Annotated in this window: 15 protein-coding genes; 12 read left to right on the top strand and 3 right to left on the bottom strand. The window is 66.5% G+C overall.

The annotated features are described in order from the left end of the window. Positions 1-54: 54 nt before the first annotated feature. A complete protein-coding gene (locus tag ACEU5R_RS02685) occupies positions 55-711 on the bottom strand; it encodes a GntR family transcriptional regulator (protein WP_103276221.1) in 657 nt (218 codons plus the stop codon). Between the two features lie 334 nt (positions 712-1,045). Between ACEU5R_RS02685 and ACEU5R_RS02680 the strand changes: the two genes are divergently transcribed. Both ACEU5R_RS02680 and ACEU5R_RS02675 read left to right on the top strand, forming a co-directional pair. Then, positions 1,046-2,206, top strand: a complete 1,161-nt coding sequence (locus ACEU5R_RS02680) for a porin (protein ID WP_392409000.1) — start codon at positions 1,046-1,048, stop codon at positions 2,204-2,206. A gap of 50 nt (positions 2,207-2,256) precedes the next feature. After that, on the top strand, positions 2,257-2,730 hold the full coding sequence (locus ACEU5R_RS02675; RefSeq protein ID WP_103271311.1) for a VOC family protein: 474 nt from the start codon (positions 2,257-2,259) through the stop codon (positions 2,728-2,730). Between the two features lie 59 nt (positions 2,731-2,789). Here the strand turns inward: ACEU5R_RS02675 and ACEU5R_RS02670 are convergent, their stop codons facing one another. After that, positions 2,790-3,662 carry an NAD(P)-dependent oxidoreductase gene (locus tag ACEU5R_RS02670; protein WP_392408999.1) on the bottom strand — a complete coding sequence of 291 codons (873 nt, stop codon included), beginning with the start codon at positions 3,660-3,662 and terminating at the stop codon, positions 2,790-2,792. 248 nt (positions 3,663-3,910) lie between these two features. Between ACEU5R_RS02670 and ACEU5R_RS02665 the strand changes: the two genes are divergently transcribed. From ACEU5R_RS02665 to ACEU5R_RS02640, 6 genes are all read left to right on the top strand, one after another. Next, positions 3,911-4,837, top strand: coding sequence for a fumarylacetoacetate hydrolase family protein (locus tag ACEU5R_RS02665; protein ID WP_392408998.1), 927 nt, complete (start codon positions 3,911-3,913; stop codon positions 4,835-4,837). 61 nt (positions 4,838-4,898) lie between these two features. Further along, the gene (locus tag ACEU5R_RS02660; protein ID WP_103271314.1) at positions 4,899-5,492 is read left to right on the top strand and encodes a VOC family protein; all 594 of its coding nucleotides are present in this window, start codon (positions 4,899-4,901) and stop codon (positions 5,490-5,492) included. Positions 5,493-5,505: 13 nt separating this feature from the next. Further along, complete coding sequence (locus ACEU5R_RS02655) at positions 5,506-6,480, top strand: alpha/beta hydrolase (protein WP_103271315.1); 975 nt, start codon at positions 5,506-5,508, stop codon at positions 6,478-6,480. 10 nt (positions 6,481-6,490) lie between these two features. Beyond that, entirely contained in the window at positions 6,491-7,399 is a 909-nt protein-coding gene (locus ACEU5R_RS02650; protein WP_392408997.1) for a dihydrodipicolinate synthase family protein, read from the top strand. Between the two features lie 22 nt (positions 7,400-7,421). Continuing rightward, on the top strand, positions 7,422-8,006 hold the full coding sequence (locus ACEU5R_RS02645) for a malonic semialdehyde reductase (protein ID WP_103271317.1): 585 nt from the start codon (positions 7,422-7,424) through the stop codon (positions 8,004-8,006). A gap of 55 nt (positions 8,007-8,061) precedes the next feature. After that, positions 8,062-9,048 carry a tripartite tricarboxylate transporter substrate binding protein gene (locus tag ACEU5R_RS02640; protein WP_103271318.1) on the top strand — a complete coding sequence of 329 codons (987 nt, stop codon included), beginning with the start codon at positions 8,062-8,064 and terminating at the stop codon, positions 9,046-9,048. Here ACEU5R_RS02640 and ACEU5R_RS02635 read toward each other — a convergent pair. Beyond that, positions 8,987-10,030, bottom strand: coding sequence for a LysR substrate-binding domain-containing protein (locus ACEU5R_RS02635; protein ID WP_103271319.1), 1,044 nt, complete (start codon positions 10,028-10,030; stop codon positions 8,987-8,989). The genes ACEU5R_RS02640 and ACEU5R_RS02635 overlap by 62 nt on opposite strands. Before the next feature lie 272 nt (positions 10,031-10,302). Between ACEU5R_RS02635 and ACEU5R_RS02630 the strand changes: the two genes are divergently transcribed. From ACEU5R_RS02630 to ACEU5R_RS02615, 4 genes are all read left to right on the top strand, one after another. Then, positions 10,303-11,343, top strand: coding sequence for a porin (locus ACEU5R_RS02630; RefSeq protein WP_392408996.1), 1,041 nt, complete (start codon positions 10,303-10,305; stop codon positions 11,341-11,343). Between the two features lie 56 nt (positions 11,344-11,399). Further along, on the top strand, positions 11,400-13,196 hold the full coding sequence (locus ACEU5R_RS02625) for a hypothetical protein (protein ID WP_392408995.1): 1,797 nt from the start codon (positions 11,400-11,402) through the stop codon (positions 13,194-13,196). Between the two features lie 139 nt (positions 13,197-13,335). Beyond that, positions 13,336-13,860: a sigma-70 family RNA polymerase sigma factor gene (locus ACEU5R_RS02620; RefSeq protein ID WP_392408994.1), complete on the top strand. Its 525-nt coding sequence runs from the start codon at positions 13,336-13,338 to the stop codon at positions 13,858-13,860. A gap of 6 nt (positions 13,861-13,866) precedes the next feature. Next, on the top strand, positions 13,867-14,832 hold the full coding sequence (locus ACEU5R_RS02615) for a FecR domain-containing protein (RefSeq protein ID WP_392408993.1): 966 nt from the start codon (positions 13,867-13,869) through the stop codon (positions 14,830-14,832). Positions 14,833-14,899: the final 67 nt, after the last annotated feature.

Here is a 14,899-nt window from a genome sequence, read left to right as displayed (position 1 = left end):
GGGGGGGGGCGGGGGGCCCCCACCCCCCCCCCCTGCGCGGGCCCGGGCCGCGCGCTATGCAGCCTTGCCCGCGTGCTGGGCCTGGATCAGTTCCATGACATTCAAGGTCAGGCGGGTCGTATGGCTGCGCATGGCCAGGTAGGCCTGCTCCGGCTGACCCGCGAGCACGGCTTCGACGATTTTCTGGTGCTCGCGATGCGACACCTCGAAACGGCGCTCGACCCCCGATTGCGCCGCCCGGAACGGCGCAAGCCGCTCGCGCAGGCTTTCCACGGCGGCCACCAGGGTGGCGTTCTGGGTGCCCTGGCAGATCAGCTGGTGAAAGCGGGAGTTCAGCGCCAGGTAGGCATCGGCATCGCGCTTGTCCGCCGCCGCCTCGGCTTCTTCATGCAGCAGCTCGAGCTGGCGGCGCTGCATCGCGCTCATGCGCTGCGTCGCGATGCGGCAACACAGGGATTCCAGCTCGCACAGGGCTTCCAGCATGTCGGCCAGTTGCTCGGGGCTGGTATTGACGACGACTCCCCCGCGCCGAGGCGCAAGTTCGATCAGGCCGCGCGCGTCCAGCAGGCGCAGCGCCTCGCGCACGGGCGTGCGTGACACCTGGAACCGTTGCGCCAGGGCGGGCTCTTCGAGCTTCTCGCCCGGAGACAGAACACCGGAGATGATGTCTTCGGCGAGCTGTTGGCTAATTTGAGCGGCGATAGTGGGCACCACGGTCCTTTGCAGTCAGTGTCGGGTGGAAAAAAAATTATACACATGACAAGCTCTTGATCGCATTACAGAACATAAGAAGCCCGTTTTGCCTGAGAAAAGTACAGGATTTTCTATCTGTACACAGAACATTTCCCCGACCAGCACCCAGCCCTGGTCCGCCTTTTTCTCCCATCGCGGTCATTTCCTCCAGGAAATATCCGAGCCCCTTGCCACTTTCATTGCCGCGTAACTCCCCAATGAAGAATTCTTAAAGCTTGTGGTGTATACATTTATGAATTAATGTACATCCATAGAGCTTCAGATCCTGTATAGGCAAGCGGAGACCAGCGCCATGACACCGATTTCAGTCTTTTCCGTGGTCGGAGAACGACTCCGCCAGGGCATCGCGCGGCGACGCGGCCGAGGACGAATGGCTGCCGCGGCGGCGCTCGCGGCCAGCACCGCCGGGCCAGCGCTGGCCCAATCTGGCGACAGCGTGCAGATCTATGGATTCATCAAGGAAGACGTGGAAACGATCAGGCTATCGGGCAATGGCCGAACCGAATCGCTGACCCGACTGGCGAACGACCTGTCGGTGCTGGGCTTGCGCGGCCAGGAACGCATCAGCGCCGATCTGGAGGCGTTCTTCCAGATCGAGACCAATCTGCGCATGACCGGCGCCGGCCCGGCGGAGATTTCCGACCGTAATTCCGGCTTGGGGCTGCGCGGCCCCTACGGCGAGTTCCTGATGGGGCAATGGGAAACGCCGCTGCGGTACGCCTCGGTCTATACGGTGGACCCGTTCACGGCGGGCGTGTTCGCGTCGAACTCCATCATGGGCAATGGCTTCACAACGGCCGACGATGGCGTGGCGCCGCACTCGTTCGATCGGCGCCAGAAGAACCTTTTTCAATACACCACCCCAAACTGGCGCGGCTTCAGTCTGAAGGCGGGGGTAACGCTGCCCAGCCGCATGCCCACCGGCAATCCCATGATGGCGTCCGGACTGGCCAGCTACGCCAGCGGCGACTGGTTCGTCGCCTGGGGGCACGAGTACCACCGCGACTACTTCTACGACGGCTCCGCGGACCACGCCGACCGCCTGGCGGCGACCTACACCTTTGGCGGCACCAAACTACGCGGCGCCTACGAGCGCTTGCGCTATCAGCCCGCGCCGGGACGGTCGGTGTATCGCGACGCCTGGCAGGTGGCCGTCACCCATGGCTTTGGTCCGCATCAACTGCGCGCGTCGTATACCCGCGGCGGCGATGCGCGCGGGAACGCGATCAAGCCAGTGGGCGGCATCGGCCTGCCCGGCCCCGGCTCCAGCGCCTGGCAACTCTCGCTGGGCTACGGCTACACGCTGTCCAAGCGCACCGAGCTCTGGACCTCGTTCACGCGACTCGCGAATGGCGCGGCCGCCCGCTACAACCTGGCCGGCAACCCCCTGCCGCAGCTCAGGGCGGGCGACACCGCGACCGCTTTCGGGGCGGGCATCACGCATAGGTTCTGATGCCGCCCAACGCCTGTTTCACCCAACTGGATCCAACAAGGAGCCTCTTCATGAGCAACAAACTGCGTCACATCGCCCTGTCCGTGCCCGACCCGTGGGCCGCCGCCCAGTTCTACCAGGACGCATTCGGCTTCCGCAAGGTCGGCGAAACGGATTCGTCACTCGCGCGCGGCGTCTACCTGACGGACGGCACCATCAGCATCGCGCTGCTCAATTACAAGAGCGATCACGCGGCGGGCGAAGACCGCGGCAAGGACTTCGTGGGCCTGCATCACATCGGCGTCTGGGTCGAGGACATCGTCGAGGCCCGCAAAACGGTCGAGGCCGCGGGCGGCAACTATTACATGGGAGAGGTGCCTGTGAAAGGCAACATCTTCTATGAAGTGAAATACCGCGATCCAAACGGGATCATCATCGACCTGACCGATCATGGCTGGGGCGGCGCGTCCCGCGCCGGTGGCGACGGCGAGGCGGGCCCTGCCCTGCGCAACCCCGATCTGAAGGCCGATCGCGGCGGCCTTTGAAGTTCGCAACGCGCGGCGATGCCCCGGTCGGGGCATTGCCTGGCGCGCACTACCCGGTTTCAAGCGGGCGGACGGACACGATGCGCCGGCTCGCCCCGCTCGAACCATCCATTCAGGTTGTTGGCCAGCGCCTCGTGCTGCGCGATACGCGTCTGGGGCGAGCGTCCGGCCAGATGTGGCGTCAGGATGACCTGCTCCATCGCGCGCAACCGGTCTGGCACGACGGGCTCCGTTTCCAGCACATCCAAGGCGGCGCCGGCGATGACGCCCCGCGCCAAGGCGTCGATCAGCGCGTCGGTATCCACGACCGTGCCGCGCGACACATTGACAAGAAAGCCCGCCGGGCCCAGCGCCCGCAGCACGGGCGCATTCACCAAATGATGCGTCTGCGGTCCGCCCGGGCATGTCAAGGCGAGCACGTCGGATGCCGCCGCCAGCGACACCGCGTCGTCGTGCGGCGCGTAACCGTCACCCCGCGTGCCCTCGTGCCACAGATAGGCCACCTCCATGCCCACCGCCTCGCCCAACTTGGCGAGCCGGTGGCCAATGTTGCCCAGCCCGATGATGCCCAGCGTCTTGCCGCGCAGGCTCGGCCGCGCTGCGCGCAGGGCTTCCCATCCGCCCGCTTTCACGCCGCGATCCAACGCCGGGATGCCGCGCGCCAACGCAAGCATGAGCGCCAGCGCATGGTCGGCCACCACCTGGCTGCTGGCGTCGGGCGCATGGCAGACACGCACCTGGCGCGCATGCGCGGCGCTCAGGTCGATTTTTTCAAAACCCACGCCAAAGCTCGCGATCAATTCCAGGGCGGGCAACGTCGCCAATTCATCAACGCTCAAGCCCGTCGAGCCGTTCGTCACCACGGCGCGCGCGCGAACACGGGCGGCGGCGTCTGCCTGCGCCCAAGGGATCACGTGATAGTGCGCGGCCATGGCGGCCAACCAGTCCGCGTCCAGCGGCACCCTGGTCAACACCCATGGCGGACTCGCCTGGCCGGCCTTGTCTTCTGTGGTTGCGTTCATGACGGCGCTCTGCCTTCTCAAGAGTTGTGACGATGGGCACAAAAATTATCACAAACCATTTGACTTGTATACATTGGCGGTTCAAAGTATCCATATTGGAATTATCAAACACACTTGATCTCATCCATTCCATCATCCTCACGACACAAGGAGTCCCCGTGATCTGGCACGGCCTAGCAACCTATGACCTCAACGGCGTCGAGCGACCCGGCCTGGTGGTCGACAACAAGCTCTATGACCTGGCGCAGCTCGCCCTTGCCGGCCAGCCGGAACAGACGATCGGGATGCCCGACGTGGACAGACTGCTGGACGCCTGGGATGCCTGGGTTCCCCGTTTGTCCTCCCTGGCCGAGCAGGCGCCGGGCCTGGCCGCGCAAGGCCGCCTGACCGCCATCGAGGGCGCCGCCTACGCGCTGCCCTATCGGCCACGGCGCATCTTCGGCGTGGCATCGAACTTCTACGAGCACGCCGACGAGATGGGCACGCAACTCGCGCCACGCGCCGAGAGCCAGCCCTACGTGTTCATGAAGGCGCAGAGCAGCGTCATTGCCACCAAGGCAACGGTGCTCATGCCCGCGGAAACCGAGAAACTGGACTGGGAAGTGGAATTGGGCGTGGTCATCGGTCAGACCTGCCGCCACGTGTCGGTCGAAGACGCGCTTTCCGTCATCGCCGGCTACACCGTCTTCAACGACATCAGCGCCCGCGATCTCAACCGCCGCACCGACTATCCCTTCAAGCACGACTGGTTCCGAGGCAAGAGCTTCGACACATTCGGGCCGCTGGGGCCATGGCTGGTGCCGGCGGGCTGCATCGCCGATCCGCAGAATCTGCGCATGACGCTGAGCGTCAACGGCGAACCGATGCAGGATGGCAACACCTCGCAAATGATTTTCTCGATCGCGGAACAAATCGCCTACCTGTCCCGCATCCTGACGCTGCAACCCGGTGATCTGATCGCCACGGGCACGCCCGATGGCGTGGGCATGGGCCGTGGCGTGTATCTCAAGCCTGGCGATACGATGACGGCGTGGGTGGAAGGCATCGGCGTCATCGAGAACCCGGTCGCCTTGGAAAGCCCATAGCCGCTACCGCCTCGCAACCCTGACAACGACGGGGCCGGCAGCCGGCCCGCGAGGAGACAATATGAATACCTCAGCAGACGAGAACCGCGCCCCCATCCGGACCCGCAAGCTCGGGCACTTGGTCCTGATGGTCCGCGACCTGGAAATCTCGACGCGCTTCTATACCGAGGTCATGGGCCTGAAAGTGTCGGACCGCATCGCCGACCAGATGGTCTTCCTGCGCGCGGGCGAAGACCATCACGATCTCGCCCTGTCGCGCCTGCCAGCCGACGCGCCCGACCGCGACGACCTGCCCCGCCATACCCGGCCCGGGCTGGAGCACTTCTCGTACTACGTGGAGTCGCTGGACGAGATGAAGCGCGCGGTGAACGTAGCGCGCGCGCAGGGCGTGGAGATCGAACGCGGTATCGGCCAGCATGGCCCGGGCGGCAACTGGTTCCTGGTATTCAAGGATCCGGACGGCAACAACGTCGAGATCTACACCCACATGGAACAGATCCCCGCCGACGCCGACCACCAGCCGCAGACCTGGCCGCGCGAACTCGAATCGTTCGACCGGCACCGCCTGGCGCATTTCGTGGTGCAGCCGTCCGCCGCGATACTGGCGGCCAAGGAAGGCAGGCCCGCGCCCGGCAAGAAGAACACGCCCGAATAGACGGGAGCGCGCGATGACATTCCCCTTCCCGCCAGCGCCGTTTCCCGGACTGGACGACGCGCAACGCGCCGCCATGCTGGCCCTGGGCCCGACCTGGGCCCAGGATATCCAGGAAAACCGGCGCCGGGTCTGCGACATCTACGACGCCATCCACGGCGCCCTTCCCGCCGACGATCTGCGCGTCGCGCCCGCGCAGGCATACGGCGACGATCCGCGCCAACAGCTCGACCTTTACCTGCCCATCGCGCACGACCAGACAGCGCGGCCCATCGTGGCCTTCGTCCACGGCGGCGCCTTCCTGCGCGGAAACAAGGACGCCACGCCACACATCTACGCCAACGTGCCCAGGCTGTTCGCGCGCGCCGGCTGCATCGGCGTAAACATCGAATACCGGCTGGCGCCACGGGCGCCGTATCCCGCCGGAGCCGACGACGTGGCGGCGGCGGTGGGCTGGCTACGCGAGCACGCGGCCGCCTGGGGCGGGGACCCGGAACGCATCGTGCTGCTCGGCCATTCGGCCGGTGGCAGCCATGTCGCCACCTTCCTGACGGATCCCCGCTACAAGGGCCAGGCGCAAGGCGTGACGGCCGCTGCCCTGATCAGTGCCCGCCTGGATGCCGATACCCTGCCCGGCAACCCGAACGCTGCCGGCGTGGTGGCCTACTACGGCGCGGACCCGGCGCAGCAACGACGCCACGCGCCCATGGCGCACGCCGAGGCCATGACCGTGCCCCTCATGGTCGCCGTGGCGGAATACGAAAATCCCTACCTGGATCTCTACGCGCTGCAATACGCGGCGCGCGTGGCCGCCGCCGGGCGGATGCCGCGCATCGTCCAGGTGGCGCGACACAATCACACCTCCATCGTGGCGCACCTGGGCAGCGCCGATCGCGAATTCGCCACGGCCTTGCTGGATTTCGTCCAGGCCCACGCCGCCCCCCTGCCCGTCCTTCCGTCCGGCGCAGCCGCGCCCGGCCGATCATCCTAAGGAACCCTACATGTCACATCCTGCCTTGCACGGCGTGTTCGCCCCCGTGGTCAGTCCCTTCCGCGCGGACGCCTCCCTCAACGTGCCCGCCTTTGTCGCTCACTGCAAACAGCTCGTCGCGGACGGCGCCGGCCTGGCGATCTCCGGCACAAATAGCGAGGCCTGCTCGGAAACCTTGAGCGAACGCATGGCGTTGGTCGACGCCGTGATCGACGCGGGGATCGCGCCCGAACGCATCCTGGTGGGTACGGGATGCTGCGCCATCGACGACGCAGTCACGCTGACCCGCCACGCGCTGGAGCTGGGTTGCGCCGGCGCGCTGGTGCTGCCGCCCTTCTTCTTCAAGAACGTTCCCGAAGCCGGGGTATTCGCCTACTACCGCCAACTGATCGAGCGGGTGAACAACCCCGCCTTGCGCATCGTGCTGTATCACATCCCAGCGGTGTCCGGCGTACCCCTCACCCTGTCACTGATCGAACGGCTGGTCACCGCGTTTCCCCAGCACATCGTCGGCGTCAAGGACAGCTCGGGGGATTGGGACAACCTGACCGCAATGCTGACGCGGTTCCCGCAGTTGTCGATTTTTCCGGCGTCCGAAGTGCTGATGCTGCGCAGTCTGGAGCTTGGGGCGGCGGGCTGCATTTCAGCCACGAACAATATCAATGCGCGCGACATCGCGCTGGCGCACGCCTCGCCGGCCCACGCGGCGCGCCTGAGCAGCGGCATCGAAGCGGTGCGCAAGACCGCCGAACAGTTCCCGATGGTGGCCGCCGTCAAGCACACCCTGTCCCTGTTGACGGGCGACGACGATTGGCGCCACCTGCGTCCGCCGCTGGTGCCCCTGGATGCCGACACGGCGGCGAAGGTCGAGGCCCGCATGCGCGCCGCGCTGCCGGCGCTGTCGGCGGCGCGCGCATGACGGCCCGCCTGGGAGACGATGAATGAACCAATCGTGCACACTGGATCAATTGTTCCTGCAGGCCCGCAGTCACAATGGCTGGCTGCCTGGCGATATCGCCGACGCCAAGCTGAGGACGCTCTACGAGCTGACCTGCCACGGGCCCACCAGCGCCAATACCAGCCCCATGCGACTGGTGTTCGTCAAGACCGCGCAGGCCAAGGCCAGGCTCGTGCCCGCGCTGGCGCCCGCCAACGTGGCCAAGGTGCTGGGCGCGCCGGTGACGGCGATCGTCGCCTACGACAGCGCCTTTCACCGCCTGGGCGAAACGCTGTTCCCGCATCGGCCGGCCCAATATGACGCCTACGCGGCCGACGCCGCGCTGGCGCAGGAAACCGCGATGCGCAACAGTTCGCTGCAGGGTGGCTACCTGATCCTGGCCGCGCGCGCCTTGGGCCTGGACTGCGGCCCGCTATCCGGCTTCGACGCCGACGCGGTGAACCGGGAATTTTTCGCCGACAGCACGTGGCGCGTGAATTTCCTGTGCAACCTGGGCAAGGGCGATCCCGACAAACTCTACGCGCGCCTGCCGCGCCTGGACTTCGCGCAAGCCTGCCGGATCGCATGACCCGACCCGGCGGTCATGCCGGGCGGACAACCAAAACAATCAGAGAGGCGACAACATGACTCCCCCCTTCAATCCTGTCAGGCGGCGCTTGGGACTGGGCGCGATCGGCTTGCTCGCCAGCGCCCCGTTCGCCGCGCGGGCCGAGGGAAATTGGCCGAACCGACCTGTCACGATCGTCGTGCCGTTCTCGCCTGGCGGCAACACCGACCTGATCGCGCGCCTCATGGCCGAAAAGCTGAGCCAACGCATCGGCAAGCCGTTCATCGTGGAAAACCGCAGCGGCGCCGGCGGCCTGATCGCGGCGGAATACGTCGCGCGCGCCAAACCGGACGGGCAGACCCTGTTCATGTCGACCATGACGCAGATCGTGACGGCGCCCATGACCAATAGAATCCGCTACGACCCGATCCGCGATTTCGCGCCCATCATCAATGTGGGCGGCAATCCCTTCATCCTGGCGGCGAGCGCCCGCCATGGCTTCAAGACGCTGGCCGACCTGGTGGACTACGGCCGGGCCAATCCCGGCGCGCTGAACGTGGGCCACGCCGGCACGGGCGGACTGACCCACCTGTCGGCGCTGCTGTTCCTGACCCGCGCCAACGTGCAGGCGACGATGGTGCCGTACCGCGGCGGCGCGCAAGCGCTGTCGGACGTGCTGGCCGGGCAGATCGACCTGTACAGCGCCAGCGTCTCCGAGGTGATCCCCTACACGACCACCGGCAAGTTATCGCTGCTGGCGGTGTCCAACGCCACACGGCTGGCCCAGCTGCCGGCCCTGCCGACCATCGCCGAAACCTATCCGGGGTATGCCGTAGAAACCTGGAATGGCCTGGTCGGCCCCGCCGGCATGCCCGAGGCTGTCCTGGCCCGACTGGCCGACGAAGGCCGCGACATCGTCGCGGATCCGGCGTTCCGGGCGCGGCTGGAAGAACTCGGCATCACGCCCTATGGCGAACCGCCCAGCGCCTTCGGCGCGCGCATCAAGGCTGAGCGGAACCTGTGGCAACCGCTGCTTGCGGCGGCGGGCATAGAGCCTCAATAGCGCGCTCGATCGCCGCGTCGCTCCCATGCGGCGCGGCATCGCGCAGGCAGGCGATGAAAGTCCGGCACGCGGCGCTGGGCTCGCGATGCAGGCGCAGCGTATAGCCAACCGTGCCGAACGCGCCCATTTCGGGCAGGTCCAGGATGCGAAGCAGGCCCGCGTCCGAGAACTGCCGGGCGGCCGTGCGAGGCATCAGCGCCACATACGGGGCGCGCAGCAACAGACCAATGTTGGTCAGGATCGACAGCGATTCGACGATGTCCGTGGGCAACGGCAGGCCGGCCGCGCGAAACAGGTGCTCGGCCGCCAAGCGCGCCGGCGAGTCCGGCGTGGGCAGGATCCACGACGCGCCGGTCAGTTGGGCCAGGTGGGTGACGCGGTCCGCCCCCATTCGGTAGCCCTTGCCGACGACCACGCACAGCGCTTCGTCAAAGAGCGCATGGTGGCTCAGCGCATGCATGTTGGCCAGGGGTAGCTCGGGCTCGGGCAGGCGTCCGACAACGATATCCAGTTCGCCCGCGGCCAGCGCCGCGAACAGATGCGTGGTGGCGCCTTCGCGCACGCTGACCAACACCCCCGGCAGGCGCGCCTTCAGCAGGGTGATCGCATTGGGCAACAGGCGGGTCGAAGCGGAAATCAAGGTGCCGACCGTCACACGGCCTGCTGCCCCCAGGCGGAGCTCATTCAGCTCATCGGTCATGCCGCGTAGTTCCGCCATCAGCAGTTTGACGCGACGGCCCAGCAACACCCCCAATTCGGTCGGCGCCACGCCGCGGTTGGAGCGCTCGAACAGCTTGCCGTCGACACAGGCCTCGAGTTCCTGGATGACCTTGGTCACCGCCGGTTGCGACAAGCGCAACTCATGCGCCGCGCCGATCACGGAACCGGTCTCGAGCACCCGCCCGAAGATCATCAGTTGATTCAGCTTCAGGCGGCGGATCAACGACACACCACTCAAGGGAAGCGCTTGCGCCTTGTTCATGTCTGGCTCCGATTGCGCCGGTTCCCGGGGACGGCGTCCGGGCCGCACGCGGCGGCATCCATACGCTTGTCCATATCCATTTGGCCAAGATTGCGTACACCCGCTACCGCTTTCGCTATAACAAAATCATCTTCAGCTATAAGCAGAGAGAAATATAAACCCGGACGGCCAATACGTATACTTTTAACAAATAAAGTACACAAACAATTGACTTGTACCGAAAACCAGACCCGCCCCGCGGGCGGGAGCGGTCGTCATGGAGGGGAGGCCAAATGGAAAAACTATCGGCGCTGGCGGCCGTCGCTGCCCTATGCGTGTGTTCCCCGGCTCAAGCCCAGACACGCGTCTGGCTGTCCGGTTATGTCGACATGAGCATCAAGCACCTGCGGTCGTCGGGTCCAGGCTCGACCACGCGCATGTCCAGCGGCGGTCTGAACAATTCGCGCTTCAATCTCAGCGGCGTCGAAGAGCTGGGCGACGGCAACAAAGCCATTTTCACGATCGAACCCACGTTCTCGGCCAACAACGGCCAGCAGGCCGCGCAATTCCGTCAATCGTTCGTGGGGCTCAAGGGCGCCTGGGGCGAGTTGACGCTGGGCCGGCAGTTCACGCCCTCATACTGGATCGCCGGCTATGCCGACCCGACCTGGGCCGCCGAATTCAGCATGGTCAACAACATGCAATTCTTCTATGCGCCCTATCGGACGGACGGCGCGGTGCAATATAAGACGCCCGCGTTCCACGGCCTCTCGGGCCGCTTCATGATGAGCAACGGCGAAGGCGACAGCTCGAAGGCGGGACGTTTCATCAGCACCGCGCTGGAGTACCGCGAAGGCCCGTTGTTCCTGGGCCTGGCCAGCGAGCAACAACACACGAAGGACATTTTCGGCCCAACCCGGGTGCACTCCTCCCGAGACAATTACCTGTCCGCGGTCTATCGCATCGGCGCCGTGGAACCCACGTTCATCTTCCATTCCTATAACGGTTACTACGCATATCCGCCCTATATCGCGTTCAACGCCCGGGGTTGGGACGTACAGCTCGGCGCGCGTTGGAAAATCGATGGCCGCAACCGCCTCTACGCCAGCGTGGTCCGCCGTCACGACGACGAAAACAAGCGCCTGTCCAGCGCCACCGGCTTCGTCGTGGGCTTCATCCACGGCTTGTCCAAGCGTACCGACCTGTACGCCAGCGTCGCCCGTGTACAGCACGACCGCGCCGCGCCCGTGCCGTATCCCGTGACATTCCAGAACTATCCGAACGCTGGCCAGAACCCGACCGGCTACCAGATCGGCATCCGCCACGCCTTCTGAATAGCCGCCATTGGCGAATCCGGCACACGCCCCCACTGCCCCCACAAGGAGACGACATGTCCACCCATCGATCCCTCGGGTCCGCGAGTCTCGCGGGTCCGGCCCTCGCTTGCCTGCTGCTCGCCAACGCCACGCCGCCGGCATCCGCGCAGCCCGCGCCCCAAAAGCAGGTCGCGCCCGCCGCCAGCTCCAGCGCCACCCCGGGCACCCCCAACGTGCAGGATCCCTACCTGGCGCAGTGGCTACGCTTGACGCCTGACCGCCGGCCCGCGCCGCTCCAGCCCGGCGTGGATTACGGCATGGACCCGGCGACCGGCCAGTTCATCTGGCCCAAGGCCACGCCAGAAGTCCATAAGGGCCAGAAATTCCCCGGTGAAATGACGACCTGGGACAAGCAGAGCTACGCCAAGAACGTCAAGGTGCTGGCCTTCTATCCCGGCGTGGGCTCGCCCTTCCACGCCTGGAACAATATTGCCGACTTCGAGGGCCGCCGCTACCTGTACGTGCATGATCGCGACTATCTGCGCATCCTGGACGTGACCGACCCCGTCAAGGGCAAGATCGTGTATTCGAAGGGCGGCGTCTGGGGGCCGAAGGGTTCGAGCGAAAAGTACGATCCGGCCAACGCGCAGGACTATCTGGGCGGCGCCACCATCGCCTGGAGCAAAAAGCTGGGCAAGCCCGTGCTGGTTGCGTCATTCGAGATCGGCCGCTACGGCTTGCTGAACGAAAAGCTGGAGCAGCCCGACAAGGTCGCCGCGCAACGCAAGTACAACTCGCTCAAGGGATTCAAGGTCTTTGCCATGGACGGCCCCCTGCCCAGCCAATGGCGCCTGCTCGCGACCCGCACGACGGACTACCAACACCCGGACGCCCCCATCGGCCAGCAGCGCGGATCCGGCTCACTGGATTCGCCCGAGTATTACGGCGGCAAATACATGATCCTGTCCGCCGCGCCGGACGACAGCTATGGCCTGACCGAATACCCGAACTACCTGTATTCCCCGGGCTACCAGGTCTGGGACATGACCGACCCCGCGGACCCCAAGTTCGTCTCGCAGATCGCCGTGCCGGGTCAGATCCTGGGCGACAAGGAACACGAAGAGACCTATCTGATGAATCCTCGGGCCGGTAATCGCACGTCCTGGATGGGCGCTCGCAATCCCATCTTCCTGCCGCAATCCCTGGAAAGCGGCGGCAAGCTCGGCTTTGGCGCGATGGGCGGGCTGGGCGTGTACGCATTCGACCTGTCCGACCCGGCCAAGCCAAAGATGCTGAGCGGCGTGAACACGCCACCCAGTTTCGCCGGCACCGAGTTCGACAACGCCGATGTCAGCCAATACGCGCGCACCGGCTATGTGTTCGCCAACGGCTATCCGATGAACCGTGATTGCTATGAACCCTACAAGGACATTTTCGTCATTGATGCCCGCGACCCCTCGCACCTGAAGGTCGCCGCCAAGATGCCGCAACCGGAAGTGCCGCCGGGCGCGCCATTCACCAGCTTCTGCCAGCGAGGCGGCAACTTCGGCCCGAAGCGCGCCAACGCCATCGGCCAGCCGGGCCAATGGCGCCAGGGAATCGTGCCCTATTCGTTCTACAACGCGGGCGTGCAGATATTCAATGTGGCAGATCCCGCCAAGCCCACCATCGCCGGCTACTTCGTGCCCGCGCTGGCCGACGAATCCGAGCTGCCCGTCTATACCCTGGGCAAGGGCGTGTTCTCGATCTACACCGAGTATGACCGCAACATCATCTGGGCCTTCACCGAAAACGGCGCTTACGCCTTGTCCACGCCCCTGCTGGGCGAGCCCAGGCTGGGGATGGCGGAACAGCCCTGGCCGGCGCGCTGAGGGGCGTCATGGCCGGTGGCATCCACGGGCCGTGACGCCTCGCGCGGCATTGCCGGGGTCGCCACTTGCGCTATAGAATGAGGATTATTCTCATTTTCAGCGCAAGGCCCTCGGCGCCGCCGCGCCGGAGGCCTCCCCCATGTCGGTCCAAGAATCCGCCCTGCCGCGCCAGGGCATCGAAGGCCTGTATGCCGAACATCACGGCTGGCTGCGCGGCTGGTTGCGCGGCCGGCTGGGCAATGCCTTCGACGCCGCCGACCTGGCGCACGACACCTACCTTCGCATCCTGAGCAGCGGCCGCATGCCCGAGCCGCAGCAATCGCGCCAGCACCTGGCGCAGATCGCCAAGGGACTGGTGATCGACCTGTACCGCCGCCGCCAGATCGAGGCCGCCTACCTGGACGCGCTGGCCCGGCTGCCGCAGCCGCTGGCGCCGTCCGCCGAGGACTGCGCGGCGGCGGTGCAGGCCCTGGTCGATATCGACGCAGTGCTGAACGGCCTGCCGCCCAAGGCGCGCGAAGCCCTGTTGCTGCGCAAGCTGGACGGCATGAGCTACCGCGACATCGCCACGCGCCTGCGCGTCTCGGTCTCGTCGGTGGAAAAGTACGTGGCGACCGCCCTGCTGGCCTGCTGCCAGGCCCGGCTGGCGCTGCCCCGCGACTAGCCCGCCATGCCATCCTCCCCCGCCGATCCCGCCATCGCCCGGCGCGCCGCCGAATGGATGGCCCGCCTGTGGTCGGACGACGCCAGCGAGCAGGACCGCGCCGACTGCGCGCGCTGGCGGGCGCAGCATCCCGATCACGAACGGGCCTGGCAGACCCTGTTGGCGTTCGAGGACAAGCTGGCGGGCGTGCAGCCGCAGGCGGGCGGTCATGCCTTGCGCCGCGCCGTATCCGGTACGGGACGGCGCCGCGCCATGCGCCTGCTGGGGCTGGGCGCGCTGCTGGCGGGCTCCGGCTACGCCCTGCGTGGCACCGACGCCTGGCGTGGCGTCACCGCCGACTACCACAGCGGCACCGGGGAAATCCGCGCGCTGACGCTACCCGACGGGACCCGCCTCACGCTGTCCACCGGCACGGCGATCGACCTGCGCTTTGACGCGAACGCGCGTCTGGTGGTGCTGCTGGCCGGTGAAATCCTGGTCGCCACCGCGCCCGATCCCGCCGCCACGCCGAGACCGTTCCGGGTGCGCGGCCGGCACGGCACCGTGCAGGCGCTGGGCACGCGCTTCACGGTCCGCGAAGACGACGAGGATGCGCGCGTGGCGGTGTTCGAGGGCGCGGTTGAAATCCGCCCCGCCGGCGCGCCCGACGCCGCCATCCGCCTGGATGCGGGCCAGGGCTCGCGTTTTTCCCGCTACCGGGCCGACCCGCCCACCCCGGTCAGCGAGGACGCGGCATCCTGGAGCCGAGGCGTGCTGGTGGCCGACGCCTGGCGGCTGGACGACTTCCTGGCCGAGCTGGGCCGCTACCGGCCCGGCCTGCTGCGCTGCGACCCCGCCGTCGCGGACCTGCGCGTGAGCGGCGTGTTTCCGCTGCACGACACCGACCGGGCGCTGCACAACCTGGAACGCGGCCTGCCGGTGGCCGTGGTGTATCGGACGCGCTACTGGGTGACGGTGCGGGCGGCGGACTGAACGCGGCGGTTACAAAATTTCCGGCGACCCGATTGAGGATTCGGACATCTCGTCCGGGATACAGGGA

Source organism: Achromobacter sp. 413638 (assembly GCF_043119405.1).
In the GTDB taxonomy this organism is placed as follows: Bacteria; Pseudomonadota; Gammaproteobacteria; order Burkholderiales; family Burkholderiaceae_B; genus Achromobacter.
This window is presented reverse-complemented; position numbering and strand designations above follow the sequence as displayed.

Coding starts and splice junctions, on each gene's coding strand:
- ACEU5R_RS02655 (WP_103271315.1), top strand. CDS start 5,506: ATGACATTCCCCTTCCCGCCAGCGCCGTTTCCCGGACTGGACGACGCG.
- ACEU5R_RS02635 (WP_103271319.1), bottom strand. CDS start 10,030: ATGAACAAGGCGCAAGCGCTTCCCTTGAGTGGTGTGTCGTTGATCCGC.
- ACEU5R_RS02650 (WP_392408997.1), top strand. CDS start 6,491: ATGTCACATCCTGCCTTGCACGGCGTGTTCGCCCCCGTGGTCAGTCCC.
- ACEU5R_RS02640 (WP_103271318.1), top strand. CDS start 8,062: ATGACTCCCCCCTTCAATCCTGTCAGGCGGCGCTTGGGACTGGGCGCG.
- ACEU5R_RS02620 (WP_392408994.1), top strand. CDS start 13,336: ATGTCGGTCCAAGAATCCGCCCTGCCGCGCCAGGGCATCGAAGGCCTG.
- ACEU5R_RS02680 (WP_392409000.1), top strand. CDS start 1,046: ATGACACCGATTTCAGTCTTTTCCGTGGTCGGAGAACGACTCCGCCAG.
- ACEU5R_RS02660 (WP_103271314.1), top strand. CDS start 4,899: ATGAATACCTCAGCAGACGAGAACCGCGCCCCCATCCGGACCCGCAAG.
- ACEU5R_RS02675 (WP_103271311.1), top strand. CDS start 2,257: ATGAGCAACAAACTGCGTCACATCGCCCTGTCCGTGCCCGACCCGTGG.
- ACEU5R_RS02670 (WP_392408999.1), bottom strand. CDS start 3,662: ATGGCCGCGCACTATCACGTGATCCCTTGGGCGCAGGCAGACGCCGCC.
- ACEU5R_RS02630 (WP_392408996.1), top strand. CDS start 10,303: ATGGAAAAACTATCGGCGCTGGCGGCCGTCGCTGCCCTATGCGTGTGT.
- ACEU5R_RS02625 (WP_392408995.1), top strand. CDS start 11,400: ATGTCCACCCATCGATCCCTCGGGTCCGCGAGTCTCGCGGGTCCGGCC.
- ACEU5R_RS02645 (WP_103271317.1), top strand. CDS start 7,422: ATGAACCAATCGTGCACACTGGATCAATTGTTCCTGCAGGCCCGCAGT.
- ACEU5R_RS02615 (WP_392408993.1), top strand. CDS start 13,867: ATGCCATCCTCCCCCGCCGATCCCGCCATCGCCCGGCGCGCCGCCGAA.